Here is a 14994-nt window from a genome sequence, read left to right as displayed (position 1 = left end):
GCGCTGAAAACCGCGCCCGGGCGGACGACGCCCGCGAGGGTCGCCGCTGGTCGCACGCGGCGCCTTTGGTGGGCCTAATGATGCTCGCGCGAGGGGCGTCATACCCCCTGACATGCGAGCCCCGGAGCGTCACACTCCCCATCGAGCCACTCCCCCACGCCCCCCACTCCCGACAGGAGAGTGCGATGTCGGCCACCCCCACTTTGCTCCGAGCGGCCGTCCTCACGGCGGCGGCCCTGCTGACCGCCGCCACGGCCGCCCCCACCGCCACGGCCACCGCCGTCCCCGCCTCCGATCCCGCGCCGGGCGCCTCGTACAAGGCCGCCCACGACACGCTCGGGCCGCAGCGGCTCACCCCGGCCCAGCGCCGGCTGGCCGCCGCCAAGCAGGCCGAGGCGGCGAGAACGTACGAGAGCGCACGCACCCTGAGTGCCTCGGGCGTCCTCGCCGGGTACAAGCTGTCCGGCGGCATCCACCAGTCGCAGCAGACCTCCTACTGGTGCGGCCCGGCCACTCTGGTCATCGCCCAGTCCGCCCATGACGAGGTCGGCGGCCGCTCACAGCAGGACGCGGCGACGCTGCTCAGGACGACCACCTCGGGCACGGCGTGGTACGGCATCGACATCAACGTGCCGAGCCCCACCGGCTACCCGATGGCGGACGCGCTCAACTACCGGCTGCCGGGCGCCGGCTACGTGCCCAACGCGCTGCCCTACACCCCGACGGCCACCGACAAGACCGCCTTCAGGCAGCACATCACCCACAACACGGACTACGACTACGCCATCGCGGGCAACGCCTGGGAGGTACCGGGCGGGCCGCATCTCGTGGGTCACCCCAACATCGAGATCTTCCACTGGGTGACCATCGACGGCTACAACACCGACACGGCGGCCGCGGAGGTCGACTACCTGGATCCGGTCGGCGGGGTGAGCACCAGCGTCATCTCGTGGGCGGGGTCGGTGCCGAAGTCCGCGCACATCTCCTCCGACACCCTCACCACCATCATGGGCGGCCGTGGGTACGTCTGGTAGACACCGCCGCTCCCTATGTGGTCTGGGCGCCCTCCTGTTGGGCCTGGTCGGCGCCCTCGCCACCGGCTGTACGACGGACGGCACTCCCGCGCCCGTACGGGCAGCACCGCGGGGTACCGAGCCGGCCTGCGAGGTGCCGCTGCCCGCCGCGTGGCGCGCGGCCTTCGCCGCGGGCACGTACCGACCGCCGGCCGGATCGCGTCCGGTCCTCGCGGACGCGGGCCCGGGCTGGACCGCGCTCCAGCTCAGCGGCGCGGACGGGCGCCGGGCGGTCCTCGTCCGGACGGGCGGGGCTGCGCCCCGTACCCTGTTGCGGTTCGCCGACCCGGTCGAACACCAGCTGCTCGCCGCCGACTTCGACGGGCGCCGGTGGGCCGCGTTCGTGGTCCTGGAGGGCCGGACGCTGGACAGCCCGTGGAGCCTGTACGGCTGGGACTCGGCCACCGGCCGGACGCGGCGCCTCGCCCACGCCGACCTGCCGGGCCCGCTCCCCCGCCCGGCCGTTCACGACGGCACCGTGGTGTGGGCGCAGGGCACCGGCTCGGGCAAGGCCACGCTCTTCGCCGCGTCGGCGGGCGGCGGGGAGGCGCGCGCGTGGCACACGGGTGTGCTCGACACGCCGTTCGCCGCGGGCGGGCTCGTGGTGTGGCGCGAGGCCGTGGGCGGCGGCACCCGCCTGGCGGCCGTCTCCGCGGTCGACGGGCGGCCGGCGGCGCTGCCCGCACCGATCGCCGCGCTCCGCGACGTCCGCGGTCTCGCCTCCGACGGCACCACCTGGGCATGGGTGGCGGGCGAGAGCGCGCCCCGCCTGATGGTGTGGCGCGCGGGCGAGGCCCGGCCCACGGCCGCCGTGACGGGCTCGCCCGCCGCGGACGGCGTGGACCAGCTGCGGATCGCCGGGCGCCTGGTCGTCTGGCGCACCCCGGAGACCTCGTACGCGCTCGACCCCGGCTCGGGCGCCTACACGGCGATCACGCCCGCGTACGGGTACGCCGCGGCCTCCGGGACCGGTCTGGCGCTCGCGTACAGCCTCGGAAACGCCAAGGCGGCCGCCGCCCGGACCGTGATCCAGGCGGTGGACACGGCCCGGCTGACCCGGCTGTCCGGCTGTGGCTGATGTCCGCCGACGAGGTTTGCGAGAGGTGCCGGTGCGCCAGACATCGAACATGTCCACACAGGTGTCCGAAGAGGTGCGAGAGGCGCTCCACGAGGGGCGTCCCGTGGTCGCGCTCGAGTCGACGATCATCGCCCACGGCCTGCCCCGCCCGCGCAACCTGGCCGTGGCGCACGAGCTGGAGGCCCTCGTACGGGACGGCGGAGCGGTACCCGCCACGATCGCGGTGATCGACGGCACGGCCCGGATCGGCCTCGACCAGGCGGCGCTGATCCGGATCGCGGAGGATCCGTCGGTGCGCAAGCTCGGCCACCGCGATCTGGCCCCGGCGCTCGCGGCGGGGGCGACGGGGGCGACGACCGTCTCGGCGACGGCCTGGCTCGCCGACTCCGCCGGTATACGGGTGTTCGCGACCGGCGGCCTCGGCGGAGTGCACCGGGAGTGGGCCGAGACGCAGGACGAGTCGGCGGACCTGCGACTGCTCGCCCAGGTCGGGATCACGGTGGTGTGCGCCGGCGTGAAGTCGATCCTCGACGTGCCGGCGACACTGCAGCGCCTGGAGACGCTGGGAGTGACGGTCGTCGGCTACTGCACGGACCGGTTTCCCGGCTTCTATCTGTCGTCCTCCGGGGAGCCCGTCGACTGGACGGTGCGGACGCCGCAGGGCGTGGCGCGGGTGATGCGCGCCCGGGACGAGCTGGGCGGGCCGCGTTCGGCGCTGGTCGTCGGCAACCCGGTCGCGGCCGATCAGCAGCTGGATCCGGAGCTGCACGACCGGGTGCTCGCGCAGGGACTCGCGGCCGCGCGCGAGAAGGGCATCACCGGGCAGGCCGTGACTCCGTTCCTGCTCGACCACCTGATGGTGCACACGGAAGGGGCGTCGCTGGAGGCGAATCTGGCGGCGGTACGGGGCAATGTGTGGCTCGCGGCGCGGATCGCGGCCGCCTACCGCGAGCTGCCGTGACCGGGCCTGGAGGTGGCCCGGCAGGCGGCCCGGAAGGCGGGCCGGGCGCGCTCCTGGTCGTCGGTGACGTCGTCACGGACGTCGTCGCCCGGCACCGTACGCCGCTCGTGCCCGCGACCGACACGGCGGCGGAGATCCGTACGCTGCCGGGCGGCGCTGGGGCGAACGTGGCCTGCTGGGCGGCGCGTTCGGGCTGCGCGGACACCCGAATCCTGGCGCGGGTGGGCGGGGAGGCGCTGGCGTGGCATGCCGAGGAGCTGCGCCGGGCGTGCGTACGGCCGCTGCTCGTCCGGGATCCGGAGGCGTCCACGGCGGCGGTGATCGCGCTGGTGGGCCCGGACGCGGAGCGCACGTTCCTGACGGACAGCGGGGCGGCGCTGCGGCTCGCGCCGGACGACTGGGCGCCGGAGCTGCTGGCCGGGGTCGCCCGGGTGCATCTGTCCGGCTATCTGTTCTTCGCCGCCGCGAGCCGGGACACGGCGGGGCGGGTGCTGCGGGACGCGCGGGCGGCGGGCGTGCCGGTGAGCGTGGACCCGGCCTCGGCCGGCTTCCTGAAGGAGCTGGGTACGGAGTCCTTCCTCGCGGCCGTGGACGGTGCGGAGTGCCTGCTGCCGAACGCGGACGAGGCACGCCTCCTCACCGGCCGCACCGACCCGGCGGACGCGGCGGTGGTGCTCAGCCGCCGGTTCCCGCTGGTCGCGGTCACGCTGGGCGCCGAGGGCGCGGTCGTCGCGGCGAACGGCCGCGTGACCGCCCGGGTTCCGGCGCCGCCGGTCCGTCCGGTGGACTCCACGGGCGCGGGCGACGCCTTCACCGGCGCCTTCCTGGCCGCCCGCCTCGCCGGCGCGGACCCGTCCGAGGCGGCCGCCGCGGGCTGCCGGGCCGGCGCCCTGGCGGTGACCGTGGTGGGCGGACGGCCCGCTACTCCTTGAAGCCCGTCCAGGCGGGTCGGCGCGGGTCGTCGACGCGCACGACGGCGTCCGCGGTGTCGGCCGGGCCGACCTCCTGCTCGTAACGCGCGAAGGCGGGCAGGGTCCAGGGCTGTTCGGTCCGGCGGGCGAGCGCGCCGGGGGAAAGGCGCAGGTGCACCTTCAGGTCGAAGGGGAACCAGTGGCCGAGCAGGAAAGGGCCGTGAAGCACCAGCACCCCGCCGGGCTGCAGCGGTACGGCGGGGCTGCGCGTGGCCCGGTCGGTGACCGGGTCCCACAGGTCGGGCAGCACCCGTCCGCTGCCACCCGGCTCCAGCGGGCCGAACACCTCCCGCCACAGCGCCCCGGTGTCGAACCAGCCGCTGTAGTACGCGTCGGGGTCCTGCTTGCCGTACTCGAACCGCAGCGACGCGGGCCGCAGGAACCCGCCGGTGCCGACCACCAGCACGGACCGGCCGCGCAGCCGCAGCACCTCGGCGACCCGCTCGGCGAACTCCGCGCCCTGGGCGGCGGGGGCACCGTCGATGCCGACCTTGAGCCAGTCGCTGCCGTCTCCGGGCTCGGCTCGGTCGACGCGGTCGGCGACGGTGTCGGCGAGCCGCTCCCAGGTGATCGCTTGGAATCGCATCCGTCCCATCCTGCCGCATGGACCCAGGGCGTTGGAGGCTGGAGATCGGAGGTCGAAGGTTGGCGATTGGAGGTTGGAGGTTGGATCCAGCCTCCGCAATCCCGGATCCGCGATCCCGGATCTTGGATCTTGGATCTTGGATCTTGGATCCCGTATTTGACCTTGTCACTGGCGGCAGGGTTCGACGATCGGCGCATGAGCGACAGCAAGCAGGAGCAGCAGAACAACCGCGTAGTCGTGGTCACCGGCGCCGGCACCGGAATCGGTCGGGCCACCGCACGGGCCTTCGCGCGGCAGGGCGCCACCGTCCTCGCCGTGGGCCGCAGGCCGGAGCCGCTCGACCAGACGGCGACGGGATTTCCGGGCATCCGACCGCTGGGCGCGGACATCACCGCGCCGGGCGCGCCCGAGGAGATCGTGCGCGCGGCGGTGGACGCGTACGGACGGCTCGACGTGCTGGTCAACAACGCCGGGATCGGCAGCGGCGGGCCGCTCGGCACGCTCGACCGCGGGGTGATCGACCCACTCCTGGAGACCAACCTCGTCGCTCCGGTCCTCCTCACGCAGGCGGCCGTGCCGGCGCTGGAGGCCGCGCGGGGCGTCGTCGTCAACGTCACGACCACGATCGGGCAGCGCGGCTGGCCGAACAACTCCTTCTACCCGGCCACGAAGAGCGCTCTGGAGACGTTGACGCGCTGCTGGGCCGTGGAGCTCGCTCCGCGCGGGGTGCGGGTGGTGGCGGTCGCGCCCGGCGCGATCGAGACGCCGATCGCCGACCACATGGGGCTCGGCCCCGAGCAGCGGAAGGCCCTGCGGGACTGGCAGCTGGCGCACATCCCGCTGGGCCGGATCGGCCGCCCGGAGGACGTGGCGTGGGCGATCGCCGCGCTGGCCGCGCCGGACGCCGCGTACCTGACGGGCACGGTGCTGCCCGTGGACGGAGGCGCGCTGGTCTCGTGATACGACTGCGTGGGGAGGTGGGGGCCTTGCGCATCGGTGAACTGGCCCGGAGGACCGGGACGACGGCTCGCGCCCTGCGCCATTACGAGCAGGCGGGGTTGATCTCCTCGGTGCGCGCGGCCAACGGGTACCGGGTGTACGACGAGAGCGCCGTGGTGCGTGTATCCAATATCCGATATCTGCTGGGCGCGGGCCTGACGCTGGAGGACGTGACGGCGTTCGCCGCCTGCCTCGACGGCGACATGCCGGCAGCCGAACCCTCCCCGCGCGGTCTGGCGATCGCCCGCGAGCGGCTCGCGGTCCTCGACGCGCGGATCGCGGCGCAGACCGAGGCCAGGGACCGGCTCGCCGCCGCCCTGGCCTCCCATGCACAGGCTCGGCTCGCCGTGTCCGCCGAGCGGGCCGGGGCGGGTTCGTCGACGGGCACCGGTGCGCGCCTGGGCAGCGGATAGGTCGCGCAGAGCACGACACGCGCTCAGGGCACGGGGATCTCGGCCGGCTCCTGGAGTCCGCCGCGGCCCGGCTCGACCGCGAGTTCGACGCGGCCCGACTCGACCGCCTCCGCTAGCGTCAGTTCGCCCGCCACGAGCGCCCGGCAGGTCGCGGCGTCCGTCCGCAGCCGTACCTCCGCGTCGGCCGCCGGCCCGTCCCCGTACGCCACACCTCCGTGCTCGCCCTGCCCGTCGCCCCCGGCCCGTACGTGGAACTCCCCCTCGTCCAGGGTGACCTGGACGACCCTCGCCCCGAGCCCCTCCAGGACGCCGAGCAGCGGGATCGCGAACCAGTGGGCGCGCACGGCGTCGGTCGGCCGGGGCTCGTCGAGGGCGGGCGCGCCCCAGGCGGCGAGGGCGCGCAGCACCGGGAGCAGTTCGCGGCCGCGGTCGGTGAGCTCGTACACGTACGCCGAGGCGGGGGGCGGCAGCCGACGGCGGGTGACGAGTTCGGCGCCCTCCATGTCCTTGAGCCGGCCGGCGAGCATGTCGGTGCTGACGCCGGGGAGATCGGCGTGCAGATCGGTGTAGCGGCGCGGTCCGGCGAGGAGTTCACGGACGATCAGCAGCGTCCAGCGGTCACCGACGGCGTCGAGGGCGCGGGCTGCGGCGCAGTACTGGTCGTAGCTTCGGCGGCGGGCCTGCCGCGGCGGACGTGACTGTGCTGACTGAGCGGGCATGCGACGCAGTCTAGACATGTTGTTGGACTTTCCAAGCTCGAACTTGGTAAAACCAAGCATCAACACTTCTGGGGAGGTCGGCACATGGAGTTCCGGCAGTCGAGCAAGCTCAGCGAGGTCTGCTACGAGATCCGCGGCCCGGTCATCGAGCACGCCAACGCCCTGGAGGAGGCGGGTCACAGCGTGCTCCGCCTCAACACCGGCAACCCCGCGCTCTTCGGCTTCGAGGCGCCGGAGGAGATCGTCCAGGACATGATCCGGATGCTCCCCAGGGCGCACGGCTACACCGACTCCCGCGGCATCCTCTCCGCCCGCCGCGCCGTCGCCCAGCGCTGCCAGTCGATGGGACTGCCGGACGTCGACGTCGACGACATCTACCTCGGCAACGGCGTCTCGGAACTGATCTCCATGGCCACCCAGGCCCTCCTGGAGGACGGTGACGAAGTCCTGATCCCGGCCCCGGACTACCCGCTGTGGACCGCCGTCGTGACGCTCGCCGGCGGCAAGCCCGTGCACTACCTGTGCGACGAGTCGGCCGACTGGTACCCCGACCTCGAAGACATGGCCTCGAAGATCACCGACCGGACCCGGGCCGTCGTCGTCATCAACCCCAACAACCCCACGGGCGCCGTCTATCCGAAGGAGATCGTCGAGGGCATCCTCGACCTCGCCCGCCGACACAACCTGATGGTCTTCGCCGACGAGATCTACGACCAGATCGTCTACGACGAAGCCGTCCACTACCCGGCCGCCTCGCTCGCCCCCGACCTGGTCGTGCTCACCTTCGGCGGCCTGTCCAAGACCTACCGGGTGGCCGGATTCCGCTCCGGCTGGCTCGTCGTCACCGGCCCCAAGGAGCACGCCAAGAGCTATCTGGAGGGCCTGGGCATGCTGGCCTCCATGCGGCTGTGCCCCAACGCGCCCGCGCAGTACGCCATTCAGGCCGCGCTCGGCGGCCGGCAGTCCATCCACGAGCTCACCGCCCCCGGCGGCCGGCTGCGCGAACAGCGCGACCGGGCCTGGGAGAAGCTCAACGAGATCCCCGGCGTCTCCTGCGTCAAGCCGAAGGGCGCGCTCTACGCCTTCCCGCGCCTCGATCCTGCGGTGTACCCGATCCACGACGACGAGAAGTTCGTCCTCGACCTGCTGCTGCGCGAGAAGATCCAGGTCGTGCAGGGCACCGGCTTCAACTGGCCGCGCCCGGACCACTTCCGCATCCTCACGCTGCCGTACGTGGACGACCTGGACGCCGCCATCAGCCGCATCGGGCGGTTCCTCGGCGGATACCGGCAGTAGCCGCCTCCGCCCGGCCCCCAGCCCGGGAGCGGGATGGGAGAAGTTCCGTACTCCTGCGATGATCTGACGGTTCATCGCAGGAGAGAGGAGCGGATCCGTCATGGATGCGGCGCTGATAGCCGTCGTCGGGACCCTGCTGGGCGTGGTCGCCACGCACTGGTTCCAGGGCCGGGCCGCCGAGCGCACCGCCGCGCTCGCCAGGACCGAGCAGTTGCGCCAGGAGCGGATCGCGACCTACAGCGCCTTCGCGGGCGCGGTCGTGGACTACCGGCAGAGCCAGAACGACCGTTGGTTCAAGGCCCACCTCGAGCCGGGCTCGGAGGAGGCGGAGCAGTCCCGGCTCGCCTCGTACCGGCAGCGCACCACCGCCCGGCAGGCGCTCTTCCTGGTGCAGCTCATCTGCGACGACCCGCACGTCCGGCGGCTCGCCGAGTCCGCGTTCGAGGTGACCCACTGCATGCACGAGGCCGCGGACGACGCCGAGCGCACGCGGCGCTCGGACGAGGCGAAGGAGGCCCTCGCCGTGTTCGTGGCGGCGGCCGCGCCGGGCGTGCGCTGAGCGCGAACCGGCGCGCCCACCCCGGCGCGAGCGACGTGCACCGGCCCCGCTCCGGGGCATCGGCCCGGCCCCGTACGGGTAGAAGACCGTCGTGGATCTCGTCGCCCCCGTCGTGGTCGAACCGCTCAGACGGCGCCGCTGCTCGGAGTGCCACCAGGGGCCGCTGGAGCGGATGATCGTCGAGTTCAACGCGCCCGTCTGTCTGGACTGCGCCGATCTCGGCCATCTCGTCTTCCTGCGGCGCGGCGACACGGCCCTCACCCGCCGGGCCCGCGAGGGCAGTTCGCTGTGGGCGGTGGTGGTACGGCACAACCGCCGGCGCACCCGCTATGAGCGTCAGGGCCTGCTCGTCGAGGAGCCGGCGCTGGTCCGGGCGGAGACGGCATGTCTGGCGGACGCCGAGGCACGGGCGCGGCGCCGGGCCAGGGACGCGGCGCGCCGGGCCGAGCGGGACGCGGAGATCACCGCGACCCTGGAGGCGGAGATCCGGCGCCTCTTCCCGGGCTGCCCGGCCGACCGGGCGGCGGAGATCGCCGCCCACGCCTCGGCCAAGGGCAGCGGGCGGGTGGGACGCACGGCCGCCGGCCGGGCCCTCGACCCGGGCGCGGTCGCGGCGGCGGTGCGGGCCGCCGTACGGCATGTCGACACCGAGTACGACACGCTGCTCATGGCCGGGGTGCCACGGCACCAGGCCCGGGCGAGAATCGCGCCTGCCATCGAGGCGGTTATCCGGGCCTGGCGTACGGGCTGAGGGGCGCGGCGACGCGGCGCCCTGAGCTCAGCCCTTGGTCCACCTCTGGTTCACCTCGCGAGCCGTACCGCCGCTACGGCTGGGGACGGCTCGGCACGGCGCTGTACGGCGCTGTACGGCGCTGTACGGCTCTGTACGGCTGGTACGTCGGCGGTGCGGGCGTCGGTTCAGCCCTGGTCGGCCGACGCGCGGCGGGCCCTGCGGTACAGCAGCGCGCCGCCGAGGAGCAGCGCGGCGCTCGCCGGGGCGGCGAAGCCGAGGGAGTCCGCGCCGGTGCTGGCGAGCTGCACCGACTCGGACTGCGGGGCCGGGCGGTGCTGGCCGGCACTGTGGGCGGGCGGCACGTGGTGGGCCGGGGCCGGCGGGCGCGGGGTCGGGATCTCGGGGTGCTCGCACTCCTCCTGGGACTCGTTGACCGAGGTGTTGCCAGTAGCGGCGTTACCGATGCCGACGACGTTGACCGAGTTGCCGCTGAGGTTGACGGGGAGGTCGATCGGCAGCTGGAGCCCGTTGCCGGAGAGCACGCCCGGGGAGCCCTCGGCGTGGCTCTCGGCGGTGGCGCCGCCTCCGTTGGACGCGCCGCCACCGTGGGAACCGCCGCCGTGCGAACCACTGCCGGAGGAGCCGGTGCGCGGGGTGCCCGGCAGGTCCTTGTGCGCCGGGCCGCTGTCCTCGGAGCCGTAACCCTGGTCGCCGGAGCGGTTGGCACAGCTGTTGCCGGCCGCGGGGTTGAGCAGCCCGACCACGTTGACGGTGTTCCCGCAGACGTTCACGGGGACGTGCACCGGCAGCTGAACAGCGTTGCCGGAGCCGACCCCCGGCGAGCCGACGGCGGCACCCTGCGCCGCGGAGTCGGCGTGGGCGGCGCCCGCCGAGAGCGCCAGCGCGCCACCGGTGACCAACAGTGTGGCCAGACCACTTCGGCGAATCTGCCTCATGGCTTCCTGCCTTCCGGATGTCTTCACGGGCACTCGCCCGTACCCGACACAACGCCATCCGCGAGGTGCCCGGATCCGAAGCCCGGCGGGTTTCACTCCATCGAGGGAGTGTGAACCGGGCGGATCATGTCCCGACGTCGGGTGTTCGCGGTGGGTTACGGTGACACGCACGTGACCGGAGAGGGTTCGGGGGTCCGGAGGGGGCGTGGTGACCGTGGGGCGGGAGTGGCTGCGGGTACCGGTGGGCCGGGACGCGGCGCGCTGGCGGACCCGGGAGCCCGCGCGTACGGTGCTGTTCGTCGTCCACAACGTCACCTCGGCCACCCGGCTGCTCGATGTGCTGCCGCTCTTCGACGACGCCCTCGACGTGCAGACTCTCGCGACCTGCACGGGTTCCTCGCCGTTCCTGGCCGGGGTGCCGGAGCTGCTCGACCGGGCGGGGCTGCCGGTGGTGCCGTGGGAGCAGGCGAAGGAACTGGCCGCGGCCGGAGACGTCGACCTCGCCATCAGCGCCAGCTACGGCGGTGAACTCCAGGCGTTCCAGGGTAAGTTGATCATCCTCTCACACGGCGCCGGATACAATAAGAGGCTGGCGACACCGGACACCGGACACCGGACACCGGACACCGGGCTCGGGGCGTGGGGCGGAAACGGCGGTGCGCCCGTCTTCGGCATGGACCCGGAGTGGCTGCTCCACGAGGGCAAGCCGCTCGCCGCGGCGACCGTGCTCTCCCACCCCGAACAACTCGACCGGCTGCGGCACGCCTGCCCCGAGGCGGCCGAGACCGCCGTCCTCGCCGGTGACCCCTGCTTCGACCGGATGCTCGGACTCCGCCACCGGCGCCCGGCGCTGCGACGGGCGTTCGGCGCCGGTGACGGACGCCGGCTCGTCGTCCTGAACTCCACCTGGGGCCGCGCCTCCCTCGCCGGATCGGACGCCTTCCCCGCCCTCCTGCGGGAGTTGACGGAGACCCTGCCGGTGGACGAGTACCGGCTGTGCGCCGTGCTGCACCCCAACATCTGGTACGGACACGGGCCCGGCCAGGTCCGCGCCTGGCTGCGCCGGGCCGCCGACTCCGGGGTCCTCCTCGTCGACCCGGTCGAGCACTGGCGGCAGGCGGTCGCGGCGGCCGACTGCGTCATCGGCGACCACGGCTCGGTCACCTACTACGCGGCCGCGCTCGGTCTGCCGGTCCTGCTCGGGACCTTCCCGCAGGGCGAGCTCGACCCCGCGTCACCTGTCGCCGCGCTGGGCCGGGCGGCTCCGGCCCTGCGCCCGGGGTCGCCGCTGCGGGCGCAGCTCGACGCGGTGATCGACGGCCATGTGCCCGGGCGGTACGACGGGTTCGCGGCGGCGGCCACCTCGGACCCGGGCGCGTCGGCGGCGCTGCTGCGGACGCTGTTCCACACCATGCTCGCCCTGCCCGAGCCCGTACGCCCGGCCCGGCTGCCGTCGCTGCCGGTCCCGGTCGCGCTCCCGGCAGGAACGGAGACACCGCAGGTCGCCGTCCCGGTCTCGGTACCGGTCCCGGTCCCGGCAGGAACGGAGACCCCTCAGGTCACCGTGCCGGTCCGGGTCCTCACCACGGTCCGGGACTCCCCCGGCGGTCCGCCCGAGGTGGCGGTCACCCGCTATGCCGATCCGGTCGCGGAGCCCGAGATCCCCGCGGCGGACGACGCGCACACCGCCGTCGACGACGGCACCGCCGACGCGGGGCGGCTCGCCCTCGCGGACGTCGTCACCGACCGCGGCCGGACCGGCGACCCTCCCGGTCCGCGCGCCGCGGAGCTCCTGGCCCAGCGCCCGTACGCCGCGCTCGCCGCCGTCGCCACGGGACCGGGTCGCTGTCTGGTCCACGACCGGGACGGCACGGTCCTCGAACTGACCGCGCTGCCCCGCCCGGACGGCTTCACCGATCCGTGCGACCCGTTCGCGTACGCCTCGGCCGTGCATGCCTGGCGCGCGAGCGGCCGACCGCTCTCGGCGCTCGTCGCCGCCGGTGCCCTCGTCGTGGCGACGGGTTCGGTACGCCACCAGGTCGCGGTGCGGGCCGTGCCGCGCGTCGTCGGCTAGGCGAGGGCCTCCCGTTCGGCGCGCAGGGCGGTCGCCTGAGGCGCACCGAGGCGTTCGTACCGCTCGATCGCCTCGGTCAGGAAGCTTCTGCGCTCCTCCACGCTCGCCGCGGCCCTGGCGCGCAGCGCCGCGAGGGCCGCCTCCTGGACCGGGACCCGCTCGCGCGCCATCCGCCCGGCCGCGTCGGCGAGAACGCCGGCGGCGCGCTCGCGGTCGCCGGTGGCGAGGGCCGCCTCGCCGAGGCTGGTGAGGACGCGGGCCTCGTTGTACGGGTCGGGCAGCGCGGCCATCAGCTCCCGGGCCCGCTCCAGGGTGGCGACGGCGTCGGCGTGCCGGCCCTGGCCAGAGAGGGCACGGCCCAGATGGTGGGCGAGGAGTGCCTGGGCCCGGGGGTCGTCGGTGAGGGTCTGCGCGGTGCGGAAGGAGTCGGCGGCCTCGTCGTGGCGGCCCTGGGCGAGCCGTACCAGGCCGATGGATTCCACCGCCGTCGCCTCTCCCGTACGGAAGGCAGCGCGCCGGTCGGCCTCGGCGGCGGCGGTGAACGCGGCCTCCGCCTCGTCGTACCGGCCGAGGCCGTGGAGGGCGAAGCCGAGCTGGGTGTGCATGCGGCCCTCGGCGCCGGGCGGCGTGGGGCAGCGGGTGACAGCCGCGATGCCGAGGCGGTGGGTGGCCAGCCACTCCTCGTGGAAGCCCTGCCGGAAGAACAGGCTCCAGAGCGCCTCGCACAACTGCCAGGTGAGGTCGTCGAGTCCGTACGCGTCAGCGGTCCGCACGGCCTCGACGAGGTTCTCGCGCTCGGTGAGCTGCCAGTCGGTCGCGGCGGCGGGGGTGGTGGGGACCTCGGGGCCGTGCGGCAGCCGCTCGTAGACGGGGCCGAGGCGCCAGCGGCCGGGCATGACGCGGGCGTCCGCGGCGGCGGCCGCGGCCAGGTGGTGGCGCAGGAGCCGCCCGACGGCCGCGGCGCACCGGCCGGGTCCGTCGGTTTCGAGCGCGCGGCGCTCGGCGTGGGCGCGGAGCAGGTCGTGGTAGCGGTAGCGGCCCGACTCGTACTCCTCCACGAGGTGGAGGGAGGCCAGTTCTTCGAGCAGCGCGGCGGCCCGCTCCACCGGGACCTCGGCGAGCGCGGCGGCCGCCGGGGCGGTGAGTCCGGCCCAGGGGCGCAGTCCGCCGAGCCGGTAGAGGCGGGCGGCGTCGGCCGTGAGGTCCTCGTAGGAGGTGTCGGCGGTGGCGGCGACAAGGTCGCGTCCCTCGGGGCCGTCGTGGCCGGGGGCGTCCGCCGCGGACGTGGCCATGTCGTGCTCCAGCTGCTGCCAGGTGAGGTGGGTCCGTACGGCGAGGCGCTCGCCGGCCATGCAGAGGGCGAGCGGGAGTCCGCCGCAACGCCGGGCGACGGCCTGTGCGCCGGTGTGGGCGTGAGTGCCGTCGCGGCCGGACAGCCGGGTGAGGAGGAGGGCGGAGTCGGCGGGGCCCAGCGGGGTGAGGGCGAGGCGGTGGGCTCCGACCTCGCGGGTGAGTCCGTCGAGCCGGCGGCGGCTGGTGACCAGGGTGAGCGAGCCGGGACCGGTCGGCAGCAGGGGGAGCACCTGGGCGGCCGAGTGCGCGTTGTCGAGCACGGTGAGCAGGCGGCGGTCCGCGGTGAGCGTGCGGAACCAGTCGATCTGCTCCTGCTCGTCGGCCGGCACGTACTGCGGGGCGACGCCGAGGGCCCGCAGGAAGCGGACCAGGATGACGGAGGGGGTGGCGGCCGTGGCGGTGGCGTCGCCGCGCAGGTCCGCGTGGAGCTGGCCGCCGTCGAAGCGGCGGCGCAGGCGGGCCGCGAAGTGGAGCGCGGTGGCGGACTTGCCGATGCCGCCGGTGCCGGTGAGCACGACCACGCGGGGCGCCGGGTCGTCGTCGGTACCGTCCAGCAGGGCGGTGAGCCGGTCGAGTTCGTCACGACGGTCGGTGAAGTGGCGGGTCGGCGGCGGGAGTAACCCGGGCGGCGGGCTGCCCGGGACGATCGCCGGGACGACGGCCTCCACGGTGAGCGTGTCGATCCGCCCGGCCTGGACGACGGTTCCGTGGACCGTGCCGCCGACGTCGTTGCGCACGACGGGGTCGGGGGTCATGGGCGGGAGCCGTCCTGGCCGCCGATCCTGAGGTTCTGGATGGTGTGGGACTGGATCACGGAGCCGTGCTGCACTCCTCCGCTGATCACGTTGGTGACGGTGGCGGCCGGCTCGGCCGGCCTGCGCTCGTCACCCGCCAACTCATCCAGGATCTCCTGGAGTTCCCGCGCCGACTCGGGATCGGCCAGGAGGCTGCGCCGCATCCGCGCCCGCCACTCGACATGGGCCTCGGTCCGGGCCTCGTGTGCCGTCTCCTCGTCGCCGCTCTGCTCGGCGCGGATCAGTTCGTCGCGCGCGGCCTCCAGTTCGGCGCCGACCGCCTCCTCGTCGGCTCCGGAGCGCGCGGCGAAGAACGCGGCGATCCGGGTGCGGGCCCGCTCCCAGCCGTCGCTCACCATCTGCTGGACGAGGGCGGTCGCCCCCGTCGTCGCCAGTGCCACCAACTCGGCTTCCACCAGGCCCCCTTCG

At 74.5% G+C, this 14994-nt stretch carries 15 protein-coding genes; 10 read left to right on the top strand and 5 right to left on the bottom strand.

Annotated elements, in window-relative coordinates; all coding sequences use genetic code 11:
- The first annotated feature begins 185 nt into the window (after nt 1–185).
- From ACWEV0_RS02395 to ACWEV0_RS02380, 4 genes are read left to right on the top strand one after another with little or no spacing between them, the layout of a single operon-like run.
- On the top strand, nt 186–1034 hold the full coding sequence (locus ACWEV0_RS02395) for a hypothetical protein (RefSeq protein WP_453145709.1): 849 nt from the start codon (nt 186–188) through the stop codon (nt 1032–1034).
- On the top strand, nt 1018–2151 hold the full coding sequence (locus ACWEV0_RS02390) for a hypothetical protein (RefSeq protein ID WP_453145707.1): 1134 nt from the start codon (nt 1018–1020) through the stop codon (nt 2149–2151). Before ACWEV0_RS02395 ends, ACWEV0_RS02390 begins: the two co-directional genes overlap by 17 nt.
- 49 nt (nt 2152–2200) lie before the next feature.
- Nucleotides 2201–3112 (top strand): pseudouridine-5'-phosphate glycosidase, encoded by a 912-nt coding sequence (locus ACWEV0_RS02385; RefSeq protein WP_453145705.1) that lies wholly within the window; start codon nt 2201–2203, stop codon nt 3110–3112.
- The gene (locus ACWEV0_RS02380) at nt 3109–4044 is read left to right on the top strand and encodes a carbohydrate kinase family protein (protein ID WP_453145703.1); all 936 of its coding nucleotides are present in this window, start codon (nt 3109–3111) and stop codon (nt 4042–4044) included. The genes ACWEV0_RS02385 and ACWEV0_RS02380 overlap by 4 nt, the downstream gene beginning before the upstream one ends.
- On the opposite strand, the gene ACWEV0_RS02375 is transcribed toward ACWEV0_RS02380, so the two are convergent.
- A complete protein-coding gene (locus ACWEV0_RS02375) occupies nt 4034–4669 on the bottom strand; it encodes a uridine kinase (RefSeq protein WP_453145701.1) in 636 nt (211 codons plus the stop codon). The two genes, ACWEV0_RS02380 and ACWEV0_RS02375, sit on opposite strands and share 11 nt — an antisense overlap.
- Before the next feature lie 195 nt (nt 4670–4864).
- Between ACWEV0_RS02375 and ACWEV0_RS02370 the strand changes: the two genes are divergently transcribed.
- Both ACWEV0_RS02370 and ACWEV0_RS02365 read left to right on the top strand, forming a co-directional pair.
- Nucleotides 4865–5629, top strand: coding sequence for an SDR family NAD(P)-dependent oxidoreductase (locus ACWEV0_RS02370; RefSeq protein WP_453145700.1), 765 nt, complete (start codon nt 4865–4867; stop codon nt 5627–5629).
- A 26-nt stretch (nt 5630–5655) separates the two neighbouring features.
- Complete coding sequence (locus ACWEV0_RS02365; protein WP_453145698.1) at nt 5656–6081, top strand: MerR family transcriptional regulator; 426 nt, start codon at nt 5656–5658, stop codon at nt 6079–6081.
- Nucleotides 6082–6104: 23 nt separating this feature from the next.
- Here ACWEV0_RS02365 and ACWEV0_RS02360 read toward each other — a convergent pair whose 3' ends face one another.
- Nucleotides 6105–6800 (bottom strand): winged helix-turn-helix transcriptional regulator, encoded by a 696-nt coding sequence (locus tag ACWEV0_RS02360; RefSeq protein ID WP_453145696.1) that lies wholly within the window; start codon nt 6798–6800, stop codon nt 6105–6107.
- 84 nt (nt 6801–6884) lie between these two features.
- Here ACWEV0_RS02360 and ACWEV0_RS02355 point away from each other — a divergent pair, with 84 nt between their 5' ends.
- The 3 genes from ACWEV0_RS02355 to ACWEV0_RS02345 all read left to right on the top strand — a co-directional run bounded on the left by ACWEV0_RS02355 (nt 6885) and on the right by ACWEV0_RS02345 (nt 9406).
- Nucleotides 6885–8096, top strand: coding sequence for a pyridoxal phosphate-dependent aminotransferase (locus ACWEV0_RS02355; protein ID WP_453145694.1), 1212 nt, complete (start codon nt 6885–6887; stop codon nt 8094–8096).
- A 100-nt stretch (nt 8097–8196) separates the two neighbouring features.
- Entirely contained in the window at nt 8197–8655 is a 459-nt protein-coding gene (locus ACWEV0_RS02350; protein ID WP_453145693.1) for a hypothetical protein, read from the top strand.
- Nucleotides 8656–8746: 91 nt separating this feature from the next.
- Nucleotides 8747–9406: a DUF2293 domain-containing protein gene (locus ACWEV0_RS02345; RefSeq protein WP_453145691.1), complete on the top strand. Its 660-nt coding sequence runs from the start codon at nt 8747–8749 to the stop codon at nt 9404–9406.
- A gap of 167 nt (nt 9407–9573) precedes the next feature.
- Here the strand turns inward: ACWEV0_RS02345 and ACWEV0_RS02340 are convergent, their stop codons facing one another.
- Complete coding sequence (locus ACWEV0_RS02340) at nt 9574–10344, bottom strand: chaplin (RefSeq protein ID WP_453145690.1); 771 nt, start codon at nt 10342–10344, stop codon at nt 9574–9576.
- A gap of 205 nt (nt 10345–10549) precedes the next feature.
- Between ACWEV0_RS02340 and ACWEV0_RS02335 the strand changes: the two genes are divergently transcribed.
- Nucleotides 10550–12418, top strand: coding sequence for a hypothetical protein (locus tag ACWEV0_RS02335; protein ID WP_453145688.1), 1869 nt, complete (start codon nt 10550–10552; stop codon nt 12416–12418).
- Here the strand turns inward: ACWEV0_RS02335 and ACWEV0_RS02330 are convergent.
- Nucleotides 12415–14526, bottom strand: a complete 2112-nt coding sequence (locus ACWEV0_RS02330; protein WP_453145686.1) for a tetratricopeptide repeat protein — start codon at nt 14524–14526, stop codon at nt 12415–12417. The genes ACWEV0_RS02335 and ACWEV0_RS02330 overlap by 4 nt on opposite strands.
- Entirely contained in the window at nt 14523–14981 is a 459-nt protein-coding gene (locus ACWEV0_RS02325; protein ID WP_453145684.1) for a hypothetical protein, read from the bottom strand. The genes ACWEV0_RS02330 and ACWEV0_RS02325 overlap by 4 nt, the downstream gene beginning before the upstream one ends.
- Between the last annotated feature and the right edge of the window lie 13 nt (nt 14982–14994).

The sequence above is a fragment of the Streptomyces sp. NPDC003943 genome, assembly GCF_053605265.1.
This window is presented reverse-complemented; position numbering and strand designations above follow the sequence as displayed.

Bases quoted from the DNA above. Each gene is read 5' to 3' on its own strand.
- ACWEV0_RS02395 (WP_453145709.1), top strand. From the start codon at position 186: ATGTCGGCCACCCCCACTTTGCTCCGAGCGGCCGTCCTCACGGCGGCG.
- ACWEV0_RS02385 (WP_453145705.1), top strand. From the start codon at position 2,201: ATGTCCACACAGGTGTCCGAAGAGGTGCGAGAGGCGCTCCACGAGGGG.
- ACWEV0_RS02375 (WP_453145701.1), bottom strand. From the start codon at position 4,669: ATGCGATTCCAAGCGATCACCTGGGAGCGGCTCGCCGACACCGTCGCC.
- ACWEV0_RS02370 (WP_453145700.1), top strand. From the start codon at position 4,865: ATGAGCGACAGCAAGCAGGAGCAGCAGAACAACCGCGTAGTCGTGGTC.
- ACWEV0_RS02360 (WP_453145696.1), bottom strand. From the start codon at position 6,800: ATGCCCGCTCAGTCAGCACAGTCACGTCCGCCGCGGCAGGCCCGCCGC.
- ACWEV0_RS02355 (WP_453145694.1), top strand. From the start codon at position 6,885: ATGGAGTTCCGGCAGTCGAGCAAGCTCAGCGAGGTCTGCTACGAGATC.
- ACWEV0_RS02350 (WP_453145693.1), top strand. From the start codon at position 8,197: ATGGATGCGGCGCTGATAGCCGTCGTCGGGACCCTGCTGGGCGTGGTC.
- ACWEV0_RS02340 (WP_453145690.1), bottom strand. From the start codon at position 10,344: ATGAGGCAGATTCGCCGAAGTGGTCTGGCCACACTGTTGGTCACCGGT.
- ACWEV0_RS02330 (WP_453145686.1), bottom strand. From the start codon at position 14,526: ATGACCCCCGACCCCGTCGTGCGCAACGACGTCGGCGGCACGGTCCAC.